Source organism: Pseudomonas sp. Pseusp10 (assembly GCF_059492225.1).
The window spans coordinates 4,881,646-4,898,983 of sequence record NZ_CP168528.1; the positions used below are offsets into that span (position 1 = coordinate 4,881,646).

Sequence of the window (17,338 nt, forward strand, 5' to 3'; positions counted from 1 at the left end):
TAAGGAAGAACCGTGACCCTCATCTACGGCCATCGCGGCGCCAAGGGCGAAGCACCGGAAAACACCCTGACCAGCTTCCAGGAATGTCTCAAGCACGGCGTGCGTCGCTGCGAACTGGACCTGCATCTGTCCATGGACGGCGAGCTGATGGTCATCCACGACCCGACCCTCAAGCGCACCACCGACCGTCGCGGCAAAGTCGTCGAACACACGGCGGCCGAGCTTGTGACTTACGACGCGCGCAAGGGCGGCCCGGGCTGGATCAAGCCATGCCCGATTCCGACACTGGAAGAACTGTTCGAGAAGTGCGACTTCGATCACTGGCAACTGGAAGTCAAAAGCGCATCACGGATGCGTGCCGCGACCACCGTGCTGGCGATTCGTGAAATGGTCCAGCGTCATGGCCTGATGGACAAGGTGACCATTACGTCGAGTTCACGGGAAGTATTGAAGGCCGCGCTGGAACTGGTGCCGGACGTATCCCGCGGACTGGTGGCCGAGTACGCCTGGCTCGACCCGCTGAAGGTCGCGGCCAGCTATGGCTGTGAGATTCTGGCGCTGAACTGGACCCTGTGCACGCCGGAACGCCTGCAAAGGGCACAGCGTCAGGGGCTGCATGTGTCGGTGTGGACCGTCAACGAGCCGGCGCTGATGCGCAGGCTCGCCGACTTCGGCGTTGACAGCCTGATTACAGACTTTCCCGGTTTGGCCACCGCCACGCTCGAGAATTGCTGAAATCGGTCTCCCCGGCCGGCTCAGGCCACCGGCCGGAGCCGCTCAAAAAAGCCGGTTGAGGCCGTCGTACGCCGCTACCCGATAGGCTTCGGCCATGGTCGGGTAGTTGAACGTGGTGTTGACGAAGTACTTCAGCGTGTTCAGTTCACCCGGCTGGTTCATGATCGCCTGACCGATGTGCACGATCTCCGATGCCTGATAACCGAAGCAATGAACGCCCAGCACTTCCAGGGTTTCACGGTGGAACAGGATCTTCAGCATGCCTTGCGGCTCACCGGCGATCTGCGCCCGCGCCATGCTCTTGAAGAACGCCTTGCCCACTTCATACGGCACCTTGGCCTGGGTCAGCTCCTGCTCGTTCTTGCCGATCGAGCTGATCTCCGGAATGGTGTAGATGCCGGTCGGCACGTCATTCACGAAACGCCAGCTACCGTTATCGACGATGCTGCCAGCGGCCGAACGGCCCTGGTCGTGGGCGGCACTGGCCAGGCTCGGCCAGCCGATCACGTCACCGGCACCGTAGATGTTCGGCACGCAGGTGCGGTATGCCTCGTCGACTTCGATCTGGCCACGGCTGTTGACCTTCACGCCGATGTTTTCCAGACCCAACTGATCGGTGTTGCCGGTACGGCCGTTGCACCAGAGCAAGGCGTCGGCCTTGATCTTCTTGCCGGACTTGAGGTGCAGGATCACGCCGTTGTCCACGCCTTCGACGCGGTCGTAGTCTTCGTTGTGGCGAACGGTGATGTTGTTGTTGCTGAAGTGATAACTCAGGGCCTGGGAGATTTCCGAGTCGAGGAAGCTCAGCAATTGACCACGGTTGTCCACCAGCTCGACCAGTACACCCAGACCACTGAAGATCGAGGCGTATTCGCAACCGATCACGCCGGCGCCATAAACGATGAGTTTGCGCGGGGTGTGGCCGAGGCTGAGGATGGTGTCGCTATCGTAGATACGCGGGTGGTGGAAATCGATGTCCGCCGGGCGATAAGGACGCGATCCGGTAGCAATGATGATGTGCTTGGCCACCAGTTTTTCGACCACGCCGTTGGCGCAGACCACTTCGATGGTTTGCTCGTCAGCGAAGCTGCCGGTGCCGAAGAACACGTCGACGCGGTTACGGGCGTAGTAGCCGGTACGCGAAGCGACTTGTTTGGAGATGACTTTCTCGGCGCTTTTCAACACGTCCGGGAACGAAAACCAGCGCGGCTCACCAATGGCCCGGAACATCGGGTTGGTGTTGAATTGCATGATCTGCCGCACCGAGTGACGCAGTGCCTTGGACGGGATGGTGCCCAAGTGAGTGCAGTTGCCGCCGACCTGGCGACGGCTATCGACCATCGCCACCTTGCGCCCTGCCTTGGCGGCGTTCATTGCCGCGCCTTCCCCCGCCGGGCCGGAACCCAACACCACCACGTCGTAGTTGTAGACAGCCATGCGTACTCCTCAGAACAGGCCGCGGCACCCTCGGCACCTGCGGCTAAATCACGCCAATGCGTGGCATGAAGGAACAATTTGGGGCCAGTGCAGAACCCGGACACAGTCTATAGAAGCGTCAACGCCGCGCACATTAACCCTTGGTCGCGTCGTAGGCTACTTTTGCCTGCACTGGAACGCCAGTTTTCAATGCTCAAATTGCCGCAATCACTCGGTTTTTTTGCCACTGAGGCGTTCAAAAGCGTGACTGCTGCGTGTGACGAAACCTGTATCGGCGCGAATCACAAAAAATGCACCGATATCGTGTTTTTCTGCGTAGTCCCAACCGCGTTCCGGACCGAGAATCAGCAACAGCGTCGATAAGCCATCGGCCATCAACGCTGAAGGATGAATCACTGTGACGGACGCCAGTGTGTGTAAGACCGGAGAACCGGTCCGCGCGTCGAAGGTGTGGGAAAAGCGCTGTCCGCCCTGCTCGAAATAGTTTCTGTAATCGCCGGAGGTGGACAAGCCATAGCCGTCGACAACAATGACGCGCTCGGCCACCTGTAGGTCATCCCGCGGCTCTTCCAGTGCAATGCGCCATGGCGAACCGTCGGCCTTCTTGCCGGACGCCTTGAGCTCGCCCGTGGCCTCGGCGAGGTAGTCGTGGATGCCCATCGCCTCGAGCCTTGCGGCAATCGTGTCCACCGCATAACCGGCGGCGATGCTGTTGAAGTCGACCTCGACGGCGGCGTCCTTGCACAACGTGTCGCCATCGATATGCAGGTGTTCGTGACCGACGCGCTTGCGGACTTCGGCAAGCGCGTCGGCGGTCGGGACTTTTTCCTCGCGGGCCTGCGGACCAAATCCCCAGAGGTTCAGCAACGGCTCCACCGTCAGATCGTAGGAGCCTTCACTTTGCACTGACAGCTGCTCGCCTACGCGGACCAATTCGAGGATCGACGCCGGCATTGCCTGACAGCGGTTGGCCGGCAATGCATTAAAACGCTCGATGTCCGAGTCGCTACGGTAGGTCGACATTTGCCGGTCGACATCAGCGAGGATCTGCTCAACCTGGACGCGGACTTCGTCCGGCGCCGGAAGGCCGGCATGGCGCACATACTTGATCGAATAAGTGCTGCCCATGGTCGGGCCGCCGAAGGTTTCCAGAGTGTCGCTGTTGCCGCAACCTGATAGTGCGCCGAGCAGCAAAAACACCGCTCCCTGCCACCTGATCAACAATTCCCGAGCTCCCCCAAAAACCTCCCCTGACACGCCGCCAAGGCCAGCCATTATGCGATAGAAATGTGGGAGTGGGCTTGCTCGCGATGAGGCCAGCACAGGCAACATATCCCTACTGACAAACCCACAAACAAAAACGCCCCGACCAAGGTCGGGGCGCGTTCATTGTAGGAGCGGGCTTGCCCGCGAAGGACGTGAATGATGACGCGTGCTGCCTGGAGAACCGCGCCGCCTGTGATTTTTTCGCGAGCAAGCTCGCTCCTACAGAAACCCACAAACAAAAACGCCCCGACCAGGGTCGGGGCGTTTTCATTTGCAGCTAAGGCTTAGCGCGGGAATGCTGGCGGGTTTACACCGGCCATGTCTTCCATCACGCGAACCACCTGGCAGCTGTAACCGAACTCGTTGTCGTACCAAACGTACAGAACAACGCGGTTGTCCTGGGTGATGGTCGCTTCAGCGTCCACTACGCCTGCGTGGCGCGAGCCAACGAAGTCGGTGGAAACCACTTCCTGGGAGCTCACGTAGTCGATCTGCTTGTGCAGATCCGAGTGCATGGCCATCTGGCGCAGGTACTCGTTGATCTCTTCGCGAGTGGTGGCCTTTTCCAGGTTCAGGTTCAGGATGGCCATCGACACGTTCGGCGTAGGAACACGAATCGCGTTGCCGGTCAGCTTGCCCTTGAGCACTGGCAGCGCCTTGGCGGCTGCGGTGGCGGCACCGGTCTCGGTGATTACCATGTTCAGCGGCGCGGCGCGGCCACGACGGCTGCCCTTGTGGAAGTTGTCGATCAGGTTCTGGTCGTTGGTGAACGAGTGAACGGTTTCGACGTGGCCGTTGACGATGCCGTACTTGTCGTTGACTGCCTTGAGCACCGGCACGATGGCGTTGGTGGTGCAGGAAGCCGCCGAGATGATCTTGTCGTCAGGGCTGATGTCGCCATGGTTGATGCCGTGCACGATGTTCTTCAGCGCGCCCTTGCCAGGTGCGGTGAGGATCACGCGGGCAGCGCCCGGGCAGGCCAGGTGCTGGCCCAGACCGTCAGCGTCACGCCATACACCGGTGTTGTCGACGATCAGAGCGTTTTCGATGCCGTACTGGGTGTAGTCGACTTCGGCCGGGCTCTTGGCGTAGATAACCTGGATCAGGTTGCCGTTGGCGGTGATGGTGCTGTTGGCTTCATCGATGGTGATGGTGCCATCGAACGGGCCATGGACCGAGTCGCGGCGCAGCAGGCTGGCACGTTTGACCAGGTCGTTCTCGGCGCCCTTGCGGACAACGATGGCGCGCAGACGCAGGCCGTCGCCACCACCGGTTTTCTCGATCAGGATGCGCGCCAGCAGACGGCCGATGCGACCGAAGCCGTACAGGACAACGTCGGTGCCTTTGCGGGCGGATGCGTTTTGCTGGCCAACCACGTCAGCCAGTTCTTCACGGACGAACTGCTCGGCAGTACGGCCATTGCCTTCGGCCTTGAACTTGGCCGCCAGCTTGCCCAGGTCCACCGAAGCGGCGCCGAGCTTGAGCTCGCTCATCGCCTTGATCAGCGGGAATGTTTCGTGGACGGACAGCTCGCTTTCGTCGGACTGACGGTGACGAGCAAAGCGGTGAGCTTTGAGAATCGCAATGACTGAACGATTGATCAGGCTGCGGCCATAGATCGAGCTCACCACATTGTTATTGCGGTAAAGCTGACCGATAAGCGGAATCATCGCTTCTGCGAGTGCTTCACGGTCGATCCATTCACCAAGACACTGGTCGGGCTTCTGAGTCACGGGAACCTTCCACATGTAGGGGCAGAAAAAAGGGGCTACATTATGCCGCCGAGTGACAGCCGTAGCAATGCGCGCCCGTCGTGCTTTACGTAACAAATCGTCGTTCAAAAAAATTACGCCTCGCGCCAGCCCAATAAAACCGGGGCTTTCAGCGCAGTCAATTTTTTGGAGGTCACGCCTCCTTATCCGTAACCCTCCGTAACACTCGTTGTATTTGCCACTACATATTCAGTAATTTCAGATAAAAAACCGCCGAATCTTGTCTTTACCACTACATTTTCCCAAACCGGCGCTTTAGACACAGTCAGCAACTGACAGGCGGCATCGTAGACCGCTACAATTACCGACTTTGTCGCAACGCTTGGAGCTCAACCTTCCGTGCCCGTTCTGCGTCTACCGCTTCTCCCTGCCGCGGCAGGTAAACAGCACTGGGGCAACCTGCCCGGTGCCGCCCTGTGCCTGGCCATCGCCGAGGCCGCCAGCGCTGCCAAGCGCTTTACTCTGCTACTGACCGCCGACAGCCAAAGTGCCGAACGGCTGGAACAGGAGCTGGGTTTCTTCGCCCCGGACTTGCCCGTATTGCACTTTCCCGACTGGGAAACCCTGCCCTACGATCTGTTCTCGCCGCACCAGGACATCATTTCCCAGCGCATCGCCAGCCTGTACCGGCTGCCGGAACTGAGCCATGGCGTGCTGGTGGTTCCGATCACGACCGCCCTGCATCGCCTCGCGCCGACCAAATTCCTGCTCGGCAGCAGCCTGGTGCTGGATATCGGCCAGAAGCTCGACGTCGAGCAAATGCGCACCCGGCTCGAAGCCACGGGCTATCGCTACGTCGACACGGTGTATGAACACGGCGAATTCACTGTTCGCGGCTCGCTGATCGATCTGTTCCCGATGGGCAGCAAGCTGCCGTATCGCATCGACCTGTTCGACGATGAAATCGAAACCCTGCGCACCTTCGACCCGGAGAACCAGCGCTCCATCGACAAAGTCGACTCGGTCAAGCTGTTGCCGGCCAGGGAATTCCCGCTGCAAAAAGAAGCGGTCACCCGTTTCAAGGCGCGCTTCCGCGAGCGTTTTGACGTCGACTTCCGCCGCTGCCCGATCTTCCAGGACTTGAGCAGCGGGATTACGCCGGCCGGCATCGAGTACTACCTGCCGCTGTTCTTCGATGAAACCTCGACGCTGTTCGATTACCTGCCCCAGGACACGCAAGTGTTTTCCCTGCCAGGCATCGAGCAAGCCGCGGAAAATTTCTGGAACGACGTGCGCAATCGTTATGAAGAACGCCGCGTCGACCCGTCCCGTCCTTTATTACCGCCCGCCGAACTGTTCCTGCCGGTGGAAGACTGCTTCGCGCGCCTGAAGAACTGGCCGCGCGTGGTGGCCAGTCAACAGGACGTGGAAAGCGGTAGCGGTCGCGAGCGCTTCCCCGCTCGGGAGCTGCCGAACCTGGCCATCGAAGCCAAGGCCACTCAGCCAATGGCGGCACTGGCCGAATTCCTCGACCAGTTCCCCGGTCGCGTGCTGTTCACCGCCGAATCCGCAGGCCGCCGCGAAGTGTTGCTGGAGCTGCTGGAACGCCTGAAGCTGCGACCGAAAACCGTCGACAGCTGGCCGGACTTTGTCGCCGGCAAGGAACGCCTGGCGATCACCATCGCCCCGCTCGACGAAGGCTTGCTACTCGACGACCCGGCCCTGGCCCTCGTCGCCGAAAGCCCGCTGTTCGGCCAGCGCGTGATGCAGCGTCGTCGCCGTGAAAAGCGCGCCGATGCCAACAACGATGCCGTCATCAAGAACCTCACCGAGCTGCGCGAAGGTGCGCCCGTGGTGCACATCGACCATGGCGTCGGCCGCTACCTCGGCCTGGCGACCCTGGAAATCGACAGCCAGACCGCTGAATTCCTCGCCCTGGAATACGCCGAAGGCGCCAAGCTTTATGTGCCGGTGGCCAACCTGCACCTGATCGCCCGCTACACCGGCAGCGACGATGCCCTGGCCCCGCTGCACCGCCTCGGCTCCGAGACCTGGCAGAAAGCCAAGCGCAAGGCCGCCGAACAGGTGCGTGACGTGGCCGCCGAGTTGCTCGACATCTATGCTCGCCGCGCCGCCCGTGAAGGCTACGCATTCGCCGATCCGAAGGCCGACTACGCCACCTTCAGCGCCGGCTTCCCGTTCGAAGAAACACCCGACCAGCAAACCACCATCGAAGCGGTGCGCGAAGACATGCTTGCACCCAAGCCGATGGATCGCCTGGTGTGCGGCGACGTCGGCTTCGGCAAGACCGAAGTGGCGATGCGCGCCGCATTCATCGCGGTGCATGGCGGTCGCCAGGTGGCGATTCTGGTGCCAACCACCCTGCTCGCCCAGCAGCACTACAACAGCTTCCGCGACCGTTTCGCCGACTGGCCGGTGACCGTGGAAGTGATGAGCCGTTTCAAATCGGCCAAGGAAGTGAATGCGGCGGTCGCGGACCTGGCCGAAGGCAAGATCGACATCGTCATCGGCACGCACAAGCTGCTGCAGGACGACGTGAAGATCAAAAACCTCGGGCTGGTGATCATCGACGAGGAACACCGTTTCGGTGTGCGCCAGAAAGAACAGCTCAAGGCCCTGCGCAGCGAAGTCGACATCCTGACCCTGACCGCCACGCCGATTCCGCGCACGCTGAACATGGCGGTGTCGGGCATGCGCGACCTGTCGATCATCGCCACGCCACCAGCCCGTCGCCTGTCGGTACGCACCTTCGTCATGGAGCAGAACAAGAGCACGGTCAAAGAGGCCTTGCTGCGTGAGCTGCTGCGTGGCGGCCAGGTCTATTACCTGCACAACGACGTGAAGACCATCGAGAAATGCGCCGCCGACCTCGCCGAACTGGTACCGGAAGCACGGATCGGCATCGGTCACGGGCAGATGCGCGAACGTGAACTTGAACAGGTGATGAGCGACTTCTACCACAAGCGCTTCAATGTGCTGATCGCCTCGACCATCATCGAGACCGGCATCGACGTACCGAGCGCCAACACCATCATCATCGAGCGCGCCGACAAATTCGGCCTGGCACAGCTGCACCAGCTGCGCGGCCGGGTCGGACGCAGCCACCACCAGGCTTACGCCTACCTGCTGACGCCACCGCGCCAGCAAATCACCCCGGACGCGGAAAAGCGCCTGGAAGCGATTGCCAACACCCAGGACCTCGGCGCAGGCTTCGTGCTTGCCACCAACGACCTGGAAATCCGTGGCGCCGGCGAACTGCTCGGTGACGGTCAGAGCGGGCAGATCCAGGCTGTCGGCTTCACGCTGTACATGGAAATGCTCGAACGCGCGGTGAAGTCGATCCGCAAGGGCGAGCAGCCGAACCTCGATCAACCGCTCGGCGGCGGTCCGGAAGTCAACTTGCGGGTACCGGCGTTGATCCCTGAGGACTACCTGCCGGATGTCCATGCCCGCCTGATTCTCTACAAACGCATTGCCTCGGCCACCGATGAGGACGGCCTCAAGGATTTGCAGGTGGAGATGATCGACCGTTTTGGCCTGTTGCCGGAACCGACCAAGAACCTGATCCGCATCACTGCATTGAAATTGCAGGCCGAGCAACTGGGCATCAAGAAAGTCGATGGCGGTCCGCAAGGCGGTCGCGTCGAGTTCGCCGCACAGACGCCGGTCGACCCGCTGACCCTGATCAAACTGATCCAGAGCCAGCCAAAACGCTACAAATTCGAAGGCGCCACGATGTTCAAGTTCATGGTTCCGATGGAGCGCCCGGAAGAGCGCTTTAATACTATAGAGGCGCTGTTTGAGCGCCTCGTTCCGAAAACTGCTTGAAGGACGCCGCATGCGCCTGTTTCGCTCACTGACCTTGCTGTCCCTGCTGATGCCAGCGCTGGTTGCACCCACGGCATTTGCCGATGACCTGTATCAGGTCGAAATGATTCTGGTCCGTCAAAACGCCGTGCCGGCGATTGTCAGCCGCGCCGCACCGGAAGACTGGGCGGCAGGCGCCCAACCCGTCAGCCCCGACAGCCTGCGTACGCCAAGCCTGAATGGCGAGGTGGAAAAACTCACCAGCAGCGCCGACTACACAGTGTTGCTGCACAAGGCCTGGCAACAGACTCTCGGCGAAAACGCCAGCAAAGTGGCGATCAGCGACGGCAAGGAACAGTATGGCCAGTTCCCGATCGAGGGCACGCTGAACATGAAACTGGGACGCTTTACCGACGTCGACGCCGATTTCTGGGTCAATCAGATCGATGCCAATGGCATGGTGACCGCCAGCGAGCGCCTGAAACAGGAAAGCCACACCAAGAATGGCCAGTTGAACTTCCTCGACAACGGCCACCTCGGCCTGCTGATCAAGATCACCTCGCTGACCGCCCCTGCACCCAGGCCAGCCCCCGATGAAATTCCGGACTGATTGATCTCCTTATGTCCGCGACCCTGAGCAAACCCCTGGCACCTTCCTGGGTCAGCCGATTCAAGGAACAGAGCCTGGAGCGAGGCCGCCGTTACGCGCTGGAGAATCGTGTCAGGATCGTTGAAGCCGGCGACGCCACGATCATCGCCGCTTGCGAAGGCTCTGGCAGCAACGTTTACCGCCAGACCATTCGCCTGCGCGAGTCAGCCAAGGGCACGCTACTGATGGTCGACGCCACGTGTTCGTGTCCGGTCCACAACAACTGCAAACATTGCGCAGCGGTGCTCCTGCAAGTGCAGGAAACCCTCGACTACCCCGCTGCCGCCAAAGACGCCGAACTCCTGGAAAAACTCCAGGCAGTCCTGGAAAACCGCAGCCCGAAAGCCCCGCCGCAAGTGCTGGTGGACAATGTGCAGCCCGTCCCGCGACTGTGGCTGGCCAGCATCGAGTTCAGCGCGTTCGAACCGCGCAACGGCCGAATGCAACGCTACATTCAGCATCGTGCGGCGCTGTCTTTCAGTTACCTGGACGAGTACGTTTCAGGACAGAAAAACGCCGACATCCTGATTCGCCAGGAAACCCAGACGCTGCGGATAAAACGCCACCCGGAAGTGGAACAGTCCTACCGGGAACAGTTGCGAATCCTCGGTTTCAAAGTCGCCACCCGGCAAAGCAAGGCCCTGCCGGAAAGTGCCGGCGAGCTGTTCGAGATGGTCAATGACAGCGCCTGGCTGACCTTTACCCTCAATGAACTGCCGAAGTTGCGCACCCAGGGCTGGGAATTGCAGATCGACGAGGACTTCGGTTTCGACCTGACAGCGGTAGACGACTGGTACGCCACGGTCGAACAGACACCAGAGCGCGACTGGTTCGACCTGGAACTGGGGATCATCGTCAACGGCGAACGCCTGAGCCTGTTGCCGATCCTGCTCAACCTGATGCGCTCCCACACCGAAATCCTCAACCCGGAACGTCTTGCCCGACGCCGCGACGACGAGTTGATCCTGGTCAACATCCCCAATCGCCCGAACTCCGAACACGGCCCGCTGCAAGTCGCCCTGCCCTTCGGCCGCTTGAAACCGGTGCTGGCCACCCTCGGCGAGTTCTACCTGCAGGAGCCCGGCGACACCACGCTGCGCCTGAGCAAGGCCGATGCCACGCGCCTGAACCCGCTGGAAGACATGCCACTGCTCTGGGAGGGTGGCGAACAGATCCGCACCTTTGCCCAGCGCCTGCGCGACATCAAGGACCACACTGCCGCCGCCCCGGACGGCCTGAATGCAACGCTGCGTCCGTATCAGCTCGAAGGCTTGAGCTGGATGCAATCACTGCGGCAGCTGGAAGTGGGTGGGATTCTCGCGGACGACATGGGCCTGGGCAAAACCCTGCAGACACTGGCGCACATTCTGAGCGAGAAAAACGCCGGCCGCCTCGATCGGCCGTGCATGGTCGTGATGCCGACCAGCCTGATCCCCAACTGGCTCGACGAAGCGGCGCACTTTACGCCGCAGCTCAAAGTGCTGGCGCTGTACGGTGCCAGTCGCAAAAAACACTTCGACAAGCTGGCCGACTACGATCTGATCCTGACCACCTATGCGCTGCTACCCAAGGATGTCGAGCGCCTGGCGGCGCAGCCCTTGCACATACTGGTGCTGGATGAAGCGCAATACATCAAGAACCCCGGCAGCAAGGCCGCCCAGGCTGCCCGCGAGCTCAATGCCCGGCAGCGCCTGTGCCTGAGCGGCACACCGCTGGAAAACCATCTCGGTGAACTATGGTCGCTGTTTCACTTCCTCTTGCCCGGCTGGCTGGGCGACGTCAAAAGCTTCAACCGCGATTACCGCGTGCCGATTGAAAAACGCACCAGCGAGGTCAGGCTTCAGCACCTCAACGGCCGGATCAAACCTTTCCTGCTGCGCCGCACCAAGGAACAGGTGGCCACCGAGTTGCCGCCGAAAACCGAAATCATCCACTGGGTCGAGCTCAACGAGGCCCAACGCGATGTGTACGAAACCATGCGCCTGGCCATGGACAAGAAAGTCCGCGACGAGATCACCCGCAAAGGCGTAGCCCGCAGCCAGATCATCATTCTGGAAGCACTGCTCAAGCTGCGTCAGGTGTGCTGCGATTTGCGCCTGGTCAACGAGGCCACCCTGCCAACTCGCGGCAGCACGTCAGGCAAGCTCGATAGCCTGATGGAAATGCTCGAAGAACTGTTCGAGGAAGGCCGGCGGATCCTGCTGTTCTCGCAGTTCACTTCAATGTTGTCACTGATCGAAGACGAACTGAACAAACGCGGCGTGGCCTACGCCCTGCTGACCGGCCAGACCCGCGACCGCCGCACACCCGTGAAGGAATTCCAGAGCGGCAAACGTCAGATTTTTCTGATCAGCCTGAAAGCCGGTGGCGTTGGCCTGAACCTGACGGAAGCGGACACGGTGATTCATTACGACCCGTGGTGGAACCCGGCGACGGAAAACCAGGCGACCGACCGGGCGTATCGCATTGGTCAGGAGAAGCCGGTATTTGTCTACAAGCTGATTGCGCGCGGTACGGTGGAAGAAAAGATTCAGCACCTGCAAAAGGAAAAATCCGACCTCGCGGCAGGCGTGCTGGATGGGCGCAAGGCCGGGGACTGGAAACTGCAGAGCGATGATATTGAGGCGTTGTTTGCGCCGCTGCCGGAAAATCTCGGAAAACGTTGAGATGTGCGGCGCTTATTAGTCCGCTATCGCGAGCAAGCTCGCTCCCACAGGTTCGGTGGCGTTCGTAGAATTTGCGTTCGACGCGGTCACTGTGGGAGCGAGCTTGCTCGCGATGAAGTCAACTCGGTATCCAGTGGGACTCAGCCCTTGAGCACCCGCGCCAGCGTCGACTTCACCTTGCCCATGCCGTCATGCAACGCCTGCTCGATCTCGGCCATGGTAATCACCGCCGTCGACTTGCCCGCCGCCGGGTTCACCACCAGCGCCAGACAGGCGTAATCCAGTTCCAGCTCGCGGGCCAGGGCCGCTTCCGGCATACCGGTCATGCCGACGATGTCGCAACCATCGCGCTCCAGCCGGGCGATTTCAGCAACCGTTTCCAGTCGTGGTCCCTGGGTGCACGCATACACACCATGACTGCTATACCCCACACCTTCAGCCGCCAATGCCGCAATCAGTTGCTGGCGCAATGGTTCGCTGTAGGGGTAGCTGAAGTCGATATGAGTGACGTGTTCCAGGTCATCGGCAAAGTAAGTGTGCTCACGACCGCTGGTGTAGTCGATCAACTGATGCGGCACACAGAAATGCCCGGTGCCCATGGCAGCATGGATGCCGCCCACGGCGTTGACCGCCAGAATGGCTTGCGCCCCAGCCTGCTGCAGCGCCCAGAGATTGGCGCGGTAGTTGACCTGATGCGGCGGAAATCGATGCGGATGACCGTGACGTGCGAGGAACAGCACTTCCTTGCCGGCATACTCGCCGATCTGAACGTCGGCCGAAGGTGCGCCATAAGGCGTGTCCACTGTCAGTGACTGACGAATGCTCAGGCCTTCGAGCTGAGTCAGGCCGGTACCACCGATAATCGCGTAAACCGTCATAACGAACAGTCCTTAATCAATCAATTGAGCTTCTTTGAGCGCGCCGACAGCGGTGAGCCAGCGCGGGTCCTGACGGTATTCGGTACTGGCAAACGACTGACCGCGCATCCGCGCAATCCGTTCGGAAGGCTTGACCTTCAGACGCTGGGCAGCGCTCAGGGCGAGCTCGGCGGCCGCACGGTCGTTGCAAACAAGCCCCATGTCGCAACCGGCAGTCAGCGCCGCCTCTATTCGACTGGCGGCATCGCCGACCACGTGAGCGCCCGCCATGGACAGGTCATCGCTGAAAATCACCCCGTCGAATTGCAGTTCGCCACGCAAGATATCCTGCAACCAGCGACGGGAAAAACCGGCCGGCTGGGTGTCGACTTGCGGATAGATCACATGGGCCGGCATGACCGCGGCCAGTTGCTTGCTCAGTTTGGCAAACGGCACCAGGTCGTTGGCGCGGATCTCGTCGAGGCTGCGTTCGTCGTTGGGAATCGCGACGTGGGAATCAGCCTCGGCCCAGCCGTGACCGGGGAAATGCTTGCCGGTGGCGGCCATCCCGGCGCTGTTCATGCCGCGGATGAATGCACCCGCGAGCAAGGCAGCGCGCTCGGGATCACCTTCGAACGAACGGGTGCCGACCACGGCGCTGCGCTGGTAATCGAGGTCGAGCACCGGGGCGAAGCTCAGGTCCAGGCCAACGGCCAACACTTCGGTCGCCATGATCCAGCCACACTGCTCGGCCAGGTATTCGGCGTTCGGGTTGTCGGCAATGGCGCGCATGGCGGGCAAGCGCACGAAACCCTGGCGCAGGCGCTGCACGCGGCCACCCTCCTGGTCTACGGCCAACAGCAGATCAGGACGAATGGCGCGGATCGCGGCACTGAGCTCACGCACTTGACGCGGGTGCTCGATGTTGCGGGCAAAGATGATCAAGCCACCCACTTCGGGTTGGCGCAACAATTGGCGATCTTCAGCCGTCAGCCAGGTACCGGCGACGTCCACCATCAACGAGCCTTGCAAGCCAGCAGTCATAGAATTTCCTTGATAACAGAAAACCCGACCCACACGGATTCGCCGCCAGGCGCTGTGCCCGGCAGGTTGGCGATATCAATAGGAAACGGGTTCAGAACGAGAGTCGGCATGGGCGGCTAGCTTAGCGGATGTCAGCTGCCGCGCCCACCCGTGTGCGGTCAAACCTTGGCGGCAACCGGTGTCGATTTGCTACGTGGACGCAACTGGGCCGTGGCCATGGCCGTGTCGGTGACTCCGGATTCGGCGCGCATGCCGGCGGCCAGGAACGGCACCATCAGACGCATGACCTGCTCGATCGAGGTGTTCACGCCGAAATCGGTTTCGGCAATCGCCCGCAAGGCCTTGATACCGGACATGCTGAACGCCGCCGCACCCAACATGAAGTGCACGCGCCAGAACAGTTCGATGGGCGGAATACGCGGCGCCGCTTCGTTGACCAGCATCATGTAGCGGCGGAACACCTTGCCGTACATGTCTTCCAGATAACGACGCAAGTGCCCCTGGCTCTGACTGAACGCCAGTCCCAGCAAACGCATGAAGATAGACAGGTCGTTGCCACTGCGCGGCTGCACCACCAGTGCCTGCTCGACAAGGATCTCCAGCAACTCTTCGAGTGTCGGCTTGATGTCAGGCTTGGCCTGTCGCCGCTCCAGCTCTTTATCGAGGCTGATGCAGAACGGCCCGAGGAACCGCGAGAAAACCGCTTGAATCAACGCCTTCTTCGAACCGAAGTGATAGTTCACCGCCGCCAGGTTGACACCCGCCTTGCTGGTGATCAGACGCAACGAGGTTTCAGCGAAACCTTTTTCCGCGAACAATTGCTCGGCTGCATCAAGAATGCGTTCAACGGTTTCCGACTGGGCCATGGCTACTCCGCCTGACAAACACTTGTTTGAAACATACGTTTCAGCCTGTGCCTTGTCAAGCCTGGCAGTTCGTTTCGGGAATGGTCGGTCAGACATTTAACCACACAACGGCGAAGCTTCAATCCACTGACTGATTGACCGTCCGGCGGCGACTGAAAAATGGAGCATTGCCAAGACCGCCTCACTGTATATAATCCCAGTCACTGTATAAAAAAACAGAGCGATCAATATGCTAAAGCTGACGCCACGACAGGCAGAGATTCTGGCCTTCATCAAACGCTGCCTGGAAGACAACGGATATCCACCCACCCGTGCGGAAATCGCTCAGGAACTGGGTTTCAAGTCACCCAATGCGGCGGAAGAACACCTCAAGGCACTGGCCCGCAAGGGGGCGATCGAGATGACGCCTGGCGCCTCCCGTGGCATTCGGATCCCCGGCTTCGAAGCCAAGGCCGACGATTCCACCCTGCCGATCATTGGCCGGGTCGCCGCCGGTGCCCCGATTCTTGCGCAGCAACACATCGAAGAGTCCTGCAACATCAACCCTGCCTTCTTCCATCCGCGCGCCGACTACCTGCTGCGCGTCCATGGGATGAGCATGAAGGACATAGGCATTTTCGACGGCGACCTGCTGGCGGTCCACACCACCCGCGAAGCCCGTAACGGCCAGATCGTGGTGGCGCGAATCGGCGACGAAGTGACCGTCAAGCGTTTCAAGCGCGACGGCAGCAAAGTCTGGCTGATCGCCGAGAACCCCGAGTTCGCCCCTATTGAAGTGAACCTTCAAGATCAGGAACTGGTGATCGAAGGCTTGAGTGTCGGCGTCATTCGCCGCTAAAGGAGGCACCATGCAGTTCCCGCAGACATCACCACAGCAAACCCAACTGCCGTTGTTCGAAGCGTTCATGGCACAGCCATTGGCGCCGATTCTGAAAGACGTAGTCGAGTCCCCCTGGAGCGCCGAACCTGACGTTTTCAGCGAGCTGTCACTGCGTGGTGCAGCCGGGAACTGCCTGAGCCTTCTGGCACCGATCCTCAGGGAGTTGAGCCAGGACCAGGACGCACGCTGGCTGACACTGATCGCGCCGCCCGCCAGCCTGACTCAAGCCTGGCTGCGAGATGCCGGCCTCAACCGCGAGCGCATTCTGTTGCTGCAACCACGGGGTACCCAGAGTGCCCAGCAACTGACCTGCGAAGCTCTGCGCCTGGGTCGTAGCCACACGGTGGTCAGCTGGATCAACCCGTTGAGCCCACAATCGCGGCAACAACTGATCAGCGCCGCCCGTACCGGGGACGCTCAGAGCCTGAATATTCGACTGGGTTAACCGGCAGACAAGACGCGTGCTTCACCGCGCAAGGCTTCTCCAGGGGCAGAGAAGCCGATGAGTAACAACATCAAGAAAAGCGACAGACGGGGATCAATGAAGAACCCGCGACCCCTCTTCCTTGTCGAATTCGCCTTCAACCAGGCGACCGGCCATCTGAACACCCACGCTCAACATCGCCTTGGCGACTTCCACGTGCTGCCCTTGCAGGAATGCCTTGGCGTCCTCGGAGAAATCCAAAGTAACCAGAGAACCTTCGTCCTCGGCCCTGCGCAGCTCGATACGGCCGTCTGGTAACTCGACAATTTCTAGAAAGGACGTTGGCATAAAGGACTGTTCTCCACGAAAGGCGGGGATTATATAGGCATCGCTCGGGCTTCGCTTGGGATCTTGACCAGATGTCATTACCCAGCGGCTTGTGTCAGCACTCGTTCAACCCTTCACGAAACCGGATCGCCAATCCTTTCAGGTTCTGACGCCAGCTCTCCAGCTCTTCCCGACTCAGCTCTTCCGGTGCCTCTTCTTCATCCAGATTGACAGCCTGAATCAGTGGCTGGGTCACGTCCCCTTTTGGCTTGTGGGGCGCGCGCGGCGGCTGAAACAACGCAGCATAGGCAGCCAACAGCTTGGCCAGCCAGGTCTCCGGGTTATTGGCCAGCTCGACCAGCTCAGCCATTTCCGGAATGGCGATAGTTTCCAGCACTTCGCGAGTCAGCAACAGCTCCGCACGGGGTGCATTGGCCTGAGGCAAGCGATAGAAACCGGCGATTTCGTGACACAGGCCCAACAGCGCGCCGTACAGGTGAAACAGCGCGGATTCGCGTCCGGCCTGGATCAGCGCCAGCGAATTCATCGCCCGCCCCTCTTCAGTGCGGGCCAGCGCTTCGAGCGACAAGCCGGCGAAATAAATCTTCTGATTGGTGCGGGTATACAGTTCGTGGGCCATGACGGCA

General features: G+C 60.6%; 14 protein-coding genes. 6 read left to right on the top strand and 8 right to left on the bottom strand.

Translation table 11 applies throughout. From position 1 onward, the window contains the following. Positions 1 to 12: 12 nt before the first annotated feature. On the top strand, positions 13 to 735 hold the full coding sequence (locus tag ACEN8Z_RS22230; protein ID WP_007984279.1) for a glycerophosphodiester phosphodiesterase: 723 nt from the start codon (positions 13 to 15) through the stop codon (positions 733 to 735). Between the two features lie 42 nt (positions 736 to 777). Here the strand turns inward: ACEN8Z_RS22230 and sthA are convergent, their stop codons facing one another. From sthA to ACEN8Z_RS22245, 3 genes are all read right to left on the bottom strand, one after another. Continuing rightward, complete coding sequence (sthA, locus tag ACEN8Z_RS22235) at positions 778 to 2,172, bottom strand: Si-specific NAD(P)(+) transhydrogenase (RefSeq protein ID WP_007984277.1); 1,395 nt, start codon at positions 2,170 to 2,172, stop codon at positions 778 to 780. A gap of 207 nt (positions 2,173 to 2,379) precedes the next feature. Continuing rightward, positions 2,380 to 3,396 (bottom strand): FAD:protein FMN transferase, encoded by a 1,017-nt coding sequence (locus ACEN8Z_RS22240; protein WP_495595690.1) that lies wholly within the window; start codon positions 3,394 to 3,396, stop codon positions 2,380 to 2,382. Positions 3,397 to 3,722: 326 nt separating this feature from the next. Next, a complete protein-coding gene (locus tag ACEN8Z_RS22245; protein ID WP_495595691.1) occupies positions 3,723 to 5,186 on the bottom strand; it encodes a glyceraldehyde-3-phosphate dehydrogenase in 1,464 nt (487 codons plus the stop codon). Between the two features lie 363 nt (positions 5,187 to 5,549). On the opposite strand from ACEN8Z_RS22245, the gene mfd reads away from it, so the two are divergent. The 3 genes from mfd to ACEN8Z_RS22260 are packed head-to-tail and all read left to right on the top strand — an operon-like array spanning position 5,550 to position 12,293. Further along, positions 5,550 to 8,999: a transcription-repair coupling factor gene (gene mfd / locus ACEN8Z_RS22250; RefSeq protein ID WP_442101013.1), complete on the top strand. Its 3,450-nt coding sequence runs from the start codon at positions 5,550 to 5,552 to the stop codon at positions 8,997 to 8,999. A gap of 10 nt (positions 9,000 to 9,009) precedes the next feature. Next, the gene (locus ACEN8Z_RS22255; RefSeq protein WP_495595692.1) at positions 9,010 to 9,588 is read left to right on the top strand and encodes a CsiV family protein; all 579 of its coding nucleotides are present in this window, start codon (positions 9,010 to 9,012) and stop codon (positions 9,586 to 9,588) included. A gap of 11 nt (positions 9,589 to 9,599) precedes the next feature. Further along, positions 9,600 to 12,293 carry an SNF2-related protein gene (locus ACEN8Z_RS22260; RefSeq protein WP_495595693.1) on the top strand — a complete coding sequence of 898 codons (2,694 nt, stop codon included), beginning with the start codon at positions 9,600 to 9,602 and terminating at the stop codon, positions 12,291 to 12,293. Positions 12,294 to 12,433: 140 nt separating this feature from the next. Here ACEN8Z_RS22260 and ACEN8Z_RS22265 read toward each other — a convergent pair whose 3' ends face one another. The 3 genes from ACEN8Z_RS22265 to ACEN8Z_RS22275 all read right to left on the bottom strand — a co-directional run bounded on the left by ACEN8Z_RS22265 (position 12,434) and on the right by ACEN8Z_RS22275 (position 15,060). Next, the gene (locus ACEN8Z_RS22265) at positions 12,434 to 13,171 is read right to left on the bottom strand and encodes an S-methyl-5'-thioinosine phosphorylase (RefSeq protein WP_495595694.1); all 738 of its coding nucleotides are present in this window, start codon (positions 13,169 to 13,171) and stop codon (positions 12,434 to 12,436) included. A gap of 12 nt (positions 13,172 to 13,183) precedes the next feature. Further along, on the bottom strand, positions 13,184 to 14,194 hold the full coding sequence (nagZ, locus tag ACEN8Z_RS22270) for a beta-N-acetylhexosaminidase (protein WP_495595695.1): 1,011 nt from the start codon (positions 14,192 to 14,194) through the stop codon (positions 13,184 to 13,186). A gap of 158 nt (positions 14,195 to 14,352) precedes the next feature. Further along, entirely contained in the window at positions 14,353 to 15,060 is a 708-nt protein-coding gene (locus ACEN8Z_RS22275) for a TetR/AcrR family transcriptional regulator (RefSeq protein WP_095965241.1), read from the bottom strand. Between the two features lie 229 nt (positions 15,061 to 15,289). On the opposite strand from ACEN8Z_RS22275, the gene lexA reads away from it, so the two are divergent. Together lexA and sulA are read left to right on the top strand one after the other, a co-directional pair. After that, entirely contained in the window at positions 15,290 to 15,898 is a 609-nt protein-coding gene (gene lexA, locus ACEN8Z_RS22280) for a transcriptional repressor LexA (protein ID WP_007995278.1), read from the top strand. A gap of 10 nt (positions 15,899 to 15,908) precedes the next feature. Further along, positions 15,909 to 16,385, top strand: a complete 477-nt coding sequence (gene sulA, locus ACEN8Z_RS22285; protein WP_007991406.1) for an SOS-induced cell division inhibitor SulA — start codon at positions 15,909 to 15,911, stop codon at positions 16,383 to 16,385. 93 nt (positions 16,386 to 16,478) lie between these two features. Here the strand turns inward: sulA and ACEN8Z_RS22290 are convergent, their stop codons facing one another. Next, positions 16,479 to 16,712, bottom strand: a complete 234-nt coding sequence (locus tag ACEN8Z_RS22290; RefSeq protein WP_046041430.1) for a hypothetical protein — start codon at positions 16,710 to 16,712, stop codon at positions 16,479 to 16,481. Between the two features lie 94 nt (positions 16,713 to 16,806). After that, the gene (locus tag ACEN8Z_RS22295) at positions 16,807 to 17,331 is read right to left on the bottom strand and encodes a DUF6586 family protein (RefSeq protein ID WP_442101007.1); all 525 of its coding nucleotides are present in this window, start codon (positions 17,329 to 17,331) and stop codon (positions 16,807 to 16,809) included. Between the last annotated feature and the right edge of the window lie 7 nt (positions 17,332 to 17,338).